This window comes from Acinetobacter sp. YH12200 (assembly GCF_013418175.1).
Taxonomy (GTDB): Bacteria; Pseudomonadota; Gammaproteobacteria; order Pseudomonadales; family Moraxellaceae; genus Acinetobacter; species Acinetobacter pseudolwoffii.
The window spans coordinates 1-6,820 of the sequence record NZ_VPCO01000046.1 but is presented as its reverse complement, the minus strand read 5'-3'; the positions used below and the strand labels follow the sequence as shown (position 1 = coordinate 6,820).

Sequence of the window (6,820 nt, the reverse complement as noted above, 5' to 3'; positions counted from 1 at the left end):
ATTACATTCAACAGCATCAGCTACACATGGATGCATTAACTCAGTCTATTAATAATGAGAAAAAAGAATTAAAGCAGTTAAAACAACGGCAACATGATAGCTTAATGAAAGCGAATAAACGTCAATCTAAAGGCAATGAACTTCGTGATTCTAATTCTCAAGCAAAGATTTTTCTAGATTTCAAAAAGGAAAATGCTGGACAAAGCTTAGGTAAGCTACGTGCCCAACAAACTCGACAAACTGATGATTTGAAAAATAGTCTGATTAATAGGCAGACCATTGTAGAAAAAATCAAAGCTCAGAAGTTTGAATTCCACTTACAGAGTACGAAGCAAGGAGAGATTTTAAGAATTCATGATTTAAAGCTACCCCATACAGCAACAAATAAAATTAATTTTGCATTGAAAGCTGGCGAAAAAATCCATCTTAAAGGTGCTAATGGAATTGGTAAATCAACCTTATTGAAATTGATTTCTACCCATCAACGTGATGATATTTTCTTTAGTGGAACATGTTTGTATTTAGATCAAAACTTTAGTTTATTAAATAATGATTTATCCGTAATCGAAAACCTTGCACTTTATAACTCCAATCTTACTGAAGTTGAGTGGAGAAATTTGTTAGGTCAGTTACGTATTCGTCGTGAAAAAGCTTTATTAAAACTATCAGAACTGAGTGGTGGTGAAAAATTGAAAGTCGCATTATTAGCAATGAGTCACTATCCTGATGGTATTGATTTATTATTGCTTGATGAACCAGAAAATCATTTAGATATTGAGTCTAGAGAGCTTCTATCGCAGGCTATTAGCCAATATCAGGGCGCTGTAATTTTAGTTTCACATGATCATTTTTTTGTTGAACAGTGTGAAATATCTGAAGAGTATTTAATTGAGTAAAATGACATTTTCAAATATATAGATTTATTAGTTCTACTAAAATTAACATAATACACCTTATACGAAATGCTTTATAATTATCCTTATAATTCAACGCTGTAGTTTCTAGTTGATAGCCCGAACATCACTGTTCGGGCTTTTTTAATGATTTGTCACGTTCCACGCCTACTATTTAATCAATGTTTCACAACTTTGATTAGCTCAATTAAATAATTAAAACCTAGATAATAAGAACCGAGCGAGTGTCTACGAGCGATTGAGCATCATCAAAATTTCGCCCTCGCCTTTTCTCTGATTACAAGCTCCCTTTCGATTTTAAACGGTAGGTACAGAGCATCCCGAATGGGTGCGAACTTTGGAGCTTTTGCTTTTCAAAAAGTATGAGCGAAGCGAATACATTACCAATATTTTTGCTTTTAGATTTCACAAATAGGATTACCCAAAAACTGCCCCACGAAGCGAGGAACGAGCTTCAATAGAGTACGAGCTTTAGCGAGTACCTAGGGCAGTTTGCACTCCCCTCTCGAAAGGCTTTTAATTATTTTTAAAGCTTTTAAATGCTTTTAGATAAGCTGAAAACATTGATATTAGAGGACTACAGCTTATATAAGCACACAAATTCTCTTGTATAAGCACACAAATTCTCTTGTATAAGCACACAAATTCTCTTGTATAAGCACACAAATTCTCTTGATTTACACACATAAAATATATAGTGTGTAAATACACATTAATAATAACGTGTATTTAATATGAAGAATGGTTTAGTTGTGAAAGATAATGCATTAATAAACGCCAGTTATAATTTAGAACTAACGGAACAGCGTTTAGTCATGCTTGCAATCATTAATGCAAGGGAATTAGGGCGGGGTATTACGGCAGATAGCAAACTAGAAATACATGCTAGTGACTATGCAAAACTATTTAATGTATCACCTGATGCATCCTACAAAGCCCTGAAAGATGCCGTAAATAATCTATTTAACAGGCAGTTTAGCTATACAGCCGAATATAAAAAAACAGGGAAGGTAGGTATCGTTCGCTCTCGCTGGGTAAGCCGTATTTTTTATGTAGATGATTTGGCATTACTAGAAATTACTTTCGCACCTGATGTAGTTCCTTTAATCACTAGATTAGAAGAACACTTTACAAAATATGAAGCCAAACAAGTTGCACACCTAACCAGTAAGTATGCTACTAGACTTTATGAGTTATTAATCGCTTGGCGTGAAGTTGGTAAAACACCTGTTTTTGAACTACAACAATTACGTAAAAATTTAGGTGTTGAAGATGATGAATATCAACGTATGCACCATTTTAAAAGCCGTGTATTAGAAACTGCCATTACTCAAATCAATGAACATACAGACATAAAAGCCACTTATGAGCAACACAAGAAAGGGCGTACAATTACTGGGTTTTCATTCAAGTTTAAGCAGAAACAACAACCGAAAAAATTAGATTCTAAGCGTGACCCAAACACACCTGACTTTTTTATCAAAATGACCGATGCACAACGCCATTTATTTGCAAAAAAAATGTCAGAAATGCCTGAAATGGGGAAATATTCACAAGGTACAGAAAGCTACCAACAATTTGCTATTCGTATCGCTGATATGCTTTTAGAGCCTGAAAAATTCAGAGAGCTTTATCCAATTTTAGAAAAATCAGGATTTCAGCCATGATTAAATTAAATAACCTATCAACCGATCTAAAGCATGTGACCGTTGAATACCTCGACATCGTAAATTATGAAATTGCGAGGGAAAATATATGCGGTTATATCTTCCTATTATCCCGACTATCCAAAGATGCCGAACCCACCGAAAAAATGCAGATGGAAAGCAAAATACAGAACTTAATTTACTATCGGGATAATTTACAAATCGAGGACAAGGACAATATTCAAAAGGTTTTAAATACGCTCATTCCAGAGTATCAAGCCGAACAAAACAACCAAACAGCTAAGAAAAATTAGGCTTCAATATCGGGCAAATCAAAAAGCTGTCGATCTCTATTTTCTGTTAAATATTCGTTGAGTTCAGCGAGTATTTTTTCTTTATTGGCTTCATTTGCCTGCATTTTCTTAATCAAGTAAGAACCGAGCAAAATTTTACGCCTAGTATCATCCTTGCGCTCCTGTTCTTTCTTTTTGGTACGTTCTCTTGCTTCAATAGCCTGTTTCTGTGCTTTTAACTGTTTCAGCTTCTCTAACTGGGCTTCAATTTTCTTTTCGATATTTTCAGCAGATTTAGTCATAACGGTTAATTTCGGAATATAGAAAACCACTCAAGCATAAGACCCTATGAATTGAAATTCAAGCGGGTAATATGCTATCGTGTTTTTCATGAAATGCGCACTTACGACTTGAATTTCATTCAAGTCAAAAGATGCGTAAGGGGGACACCCCTTAACCCCAAAAGCAAAAGCAAGAGCGGTAAAGCAAATGAAGAAATACAATATTGATGAACAGCATATTTTTATATGCTCAAACTGTGGGAATGAATTTTTATACAAATTACCTAAAATTCTTATAGAGCAAATGAATGGAGTATCCATTCAAACTATTAGAAAAGAATGCCCGAAATGTAATCAATACGTGGATGCCACAAGGAAAATTTAATGGCGATTTACCACTGTACAACCAAAACCGTTAACCGCAGTTCGGGAAGAACTGCCGTTGCATCTATGGCTTATCGTGCAGGGGAAAAACTCAAAGATGAACGAACAGGACTAACCCACGATTTTACGAGAAAGGATGGTGTCGCCCATAGCGAAATTGTGTCTAACCTTGATATAGAAATAGACCGTAGCGAATTGTGGAACTTGGCGGAACAGTCCGAAAACCGCAAAGATGCTCGAACTGCTAGAGAATGGGTCATTGCCCTACCTGATGAATTAGACGCTGATCAACGTAAGGACTTGGCAAAAGAGTTTGCTCAATCACTTGTTGATCGCTATGGCGTGATCGCAGATTTAGCCATTCACGAACCCAGCAAAGGCGGAAATGATAAAAACCATCACGCCCATATCATGCTGACCACCCGAAAAGCTGAATTAGACCCTGACAATAAACTCACTTTGACGACAAAAACCGATATTGAGTTAAGTAATGCCAAACGCAAAAGCCTAAATATGGGAACAACCCAAGACGACATCAAACAGATTCGGGAAACATGGGCGGACTTAGCCAATCACGCACTGGAGCGAGCAGGCTACCGAGAAAAAATAGACCACCGCAGCTATGCCGATCAGAACAATGGACTACAAGCCACCATTCATGAGGGGACTTCGGTCACTCAACTCCGTAGACAAGGCATAGACACCGAAATCAGCCGTTATAACGACCATGTGAAGCAACACAACGCCCAACACCTCAAACAACAGCAACAGCGCACAGACAGCGTTTTACAGCGTGGTTTAAACCGTGCCGAGCAAGGCTTCGAGCAATGGCAGAAAAACCAAGAAGCTAAACGCCTAGAACAAGAACGCCAAGCCGAAATACAACGACAGCAAAAACTAGAGCAACAGCAAGCCGAGCGAGCCAACCGTAAAGCATCACAAGACTTAGATCAGGGCGGAATGTACCGATGAGCAACCAAAACGACCTAGATGACCAGCTCTATATTTTACTGGCATCTATGAAAGAGTATCGAGAAGCCATAGCAGACGATAACAAGCGATTAGAAGCGTTTTACAAGGAAGTGGCTAGCGGAGTACTCAATAAGACCGAAAAACACCTAAAAAACGCCAATCAGAAGCAAATAGACGCACTCAACAACAGTATTCGGGAATTAAACAATGCAACCAATCAACTTGACTGGCGATTCATGGCAATCTACGCCAGTGCTTTTGTTAGCTTGCTGATCGTTTTCTTTTTAGCATTATTTTTATATGTGCCGAGCATGGACGAAATCAAACAGCGTAGAGCAGACGTTGCATGGCTAGAACAAAAATACAGCCTAGATATTAAAAATTGCAATGGGAAGTCTTGCGTTCGCATCATGAAAAATGACTGTCACGGAGCGAATAAGGATTATTGTGTGATTGACCCAAAATAATGATTAGACAGTACTTTGCTCGGCTCTTGCCATCACCGAATCAATGACAGCAGTCGCAAAGTTGCCCGACTTTGAAACATGGCTAAAGCCATCTTTCAAAGCATCGAGCGATAGTCATCCAAAAATTTCGGAATGGCTATCCAACTGATGCAGTTCTAAAATATCGTCACCAACAAGCCTATAGATCAAGACTAAATCAGGCTTCACATGACAATCACGACAATTTTTAAACTCTGCACCACCTTTCAAGGGATGATCTAAATACTTTTCAGGCAAAGGATTATTTGCGACTAAACAATCTAATACTTCTGCCCATTCAGCCGTAACCAGTTCTAAATAACGTCTTTTAATATCACGTTTAAAAGAACTGGTTACGATAATCTTACGTTTAGCCATGTGCTTCTTCCGACATAGCTTTAATCGCTTCTTCTACCGTTTCGTACTCGGTGTACTCGCCATTTTCAATCTCTTTTAAAGATTGAAGTAACTTGGCTGCTGCTTTAGGAGTTAAAGCAGGTTCTCGTGCATAGTCAAAAGACAAAGGAATCGCTTTAGTTTTAACGATTTGATTCAAGAACAGTTTGAATGCTTGAGGCATAGTCAAACCATAGTCTTCCAAAATTGGGGTGACTTGTTCTTTTAACTCTGCTTCTAAGCGCATATTGAAATTGACTGCGGACATGATTCCCTCACTCAAAAACCATTAAAGTAAAGATAATATAAGTCATATTCTTTACTTTTTCATTACTTTTGATGTAATAAATGGTTTCTGACAACTGAATTTCGTATAACAGCCATTATGTTAAATAACTTTTAGAAGCTTTAGTACAAGCTTGACAGATTGTCTTATCATTATAAAATAACCTTATTCAAATCATCCTCCCAAGAGTAACGCCAATGAAGTAAGTCATTTTCTCATCATTATTTTTAAACTTTTGATGTGCAAAATAGATTCTACTTGTGGCTATATATTCTTGGTCTCTACTTTATATCCTAAATAATATATTGTTTTTTATAAGTTAATCTTCACTATTTTGCATATCCTCTACATGAGGAATTTTTTATGCAACATGCATGTATTGCTTCAAACTTAAATTTAGAATTTTCTACACAGAAAATGTTTGATCAGCTAAACATTACGCTTTTATCAGGACAGGTTTCTGCATTAATTGGACGTAATGGTTTAGGTAAATCCCTATTGTTCAGAATATTAGATCAAAGCCAAGCTTTAGATATTCATTATAGTGGTCAAGTTTCATGGAATATCCAACATGATTATTTGGCACAATTAGAACGCCTTAATGCTGAAAATATTGCACAAGCATTAGAGGTAGATCATTTACATCATGCTTTTCGGCGTATAGAGAACAATACAGCTAGTTTTGATGATTATGAGTTAGTTGAAAATACCTGGGATTTACCACAAAAATGGCAAAATATACTTGAAAATGCTGACTTACCTACGGATTTGAACTTTCCAACAGAAAAACTGAGTGAAGGACAAAAAACAAAGCTGGCTTTATGTCGTTTGTTTTTAAAAAAGGATCACTATCTACTTTTAGATGAACCAAGCAACCATTTAGACTCAACATCTAGACAATGGTTAATTGAGAGTATTTTGGCACACCCTAGTGGTGTATGCCTGATTAGTCATGATCGCCAATTACTCAATCAAGTCCAACATATTTATGCTTTAACTGAATTAGGCTTACAACACTACAAAGGTAATTATGAGCATTACATTCAACAGCATCAGCTACACATGGATGCATTAACTCAGTCTATTAATAATGAGAAAAAAGAATTAAAGCAGTTAAAACAACGGCAACATGATAGCTTAATGAAAGCGAATAAACGTCAATC

Annotated in this window: 9 protein-coding genes; 6 read left to right on the top strand and 3 right to left on the bottom strand. The window is 36.6% G+C overall.

Translation table 11 applies throughout. The annotated features are described in order from the left end of the window. The 3 genes from FTU90_RS15425 to FTU90_RS15415 form a co-directional block, all read left to right on the top strand. The coding region (locus FTU90_RS15425; protein WP_180073079.1) for an ATP-binding cassette domain-containing protein at window positions 1-896 on the top strand (896 nt) is incomplete at its 5' end. 752 nt (window positions 897-1,648) lie between these two features. Further along, complete coding sequence (gene repM, locus FTU90_RS15420; protein ID WP_026438545.1) at window positions 1,649-2,581, top strand: replication initiation protein RepM; 933 nt, start codon at window positions 1,649-1,651, stop codon at window positions 2,579-2,581. Continuing rightward, window positions 2,578-2,874, top strand: a complete 297-nt coding sequence (locus FTU90_RS15415) for a hypothetical protein (RefSeq protein WP_087528905.1) — start codon at window positions 2,578-2,580, stop codon at window positions 2,872-2,874. The genes repM and FTU90_RS15415 overlap by 4 nt, the downstream gene beginning before the upstream one ends. Here FTU90_RS15415 and FTU90_RS15410 read toward each other — a convergent pair. Further along, on the bottom strand, window positions 2,871-3,155 hold the full coding sequence (locus tag FTU90_RS15410; protein ID WP_004871868.1) for a hypothetical protein: 285 nt from the start codon (window positions 3,153-3,155) through the stop codon (window positions 2,871-2,873). The genes FTU90_RS15415 and FTU90_RS15410 overlap by 4 nt on opposite strands. A 363-nt stretch (window positions 3,156-3,518) precedes the next feature. Here FTU90_RS15410 and mobQ point away from each other — a divergent pair, with 363 nt between their 5' ends. Both mobQ and FTU90_RS15400 read left to right on the top strand, forming a co-directional pair. Beyond that, window positions 3,519-4,490 (top strand): MobQ family relaxase, encoded by a 972-nt coding sequence (gene mobQ, locus FTU90_RS15405; protein ID WP_087528904.1) that lies wholly within the window; start codon window positions 3,519-3,521, stop codon window positions 4,488-4,490. Next, a complete protein-coding gene (locus FTU90_RS15400) occupies window positions 4,487-4,957 on the top strand; it encodes a hypothetical protein (protein WP_004870960.1) in 471 nt (156 codons plus the stop codon). The genes mobQ and FTU90_RS15400 overlap by 4 nt, the downstream gene beginning before the upstream one ends. 114 nt (window positions 4,958-5,071) lie before the next feature. Here the strand turns inward: FTU90_RS15400 and FTU90_RS15395 are convergent, their stop codons facing one another. Further along, complete coding sequence (locus FTU90_RS15395; RefSeq protein WP_001129137.1) at window positions 5,072-5,353, bottom strand: type II toxin-antitoxin system YafQ family toxin; 282 nt, start codon at window positions 5,351-5,353, stop codon at window positions 5,072-5,074. Further along, window positions 5,346-5,639, bottom strand: a complete 294-nt coding sequence (locus tag FTU90_RS15390; protein WP_004870963.1) for a type II toxin-antitoxin system RelB/DinJ family antitoxin — start codon at window positions 5,637-5,639, stop codon at window positions 5,346-5,348. The genes FTU90_RS15395 and FTU90_RS15390 overlap by 8 nt, the downstream gene beginning before the upstream one ends. A 381-nt stretch (window positions 5,640-6,020) precedes the next feature. Here FTU90_RS15390 and FTU90_RS15385 point away from each other — a divergent pair. Further along, the coding region (locus tag FTU90_RS15385; RefSeq protein ID WP_180073077.1) for an ATP-binding cassette domain-containing protein at window positions 6,021-6,820 on the top strand (800 nt) is incomplete at its 3' end.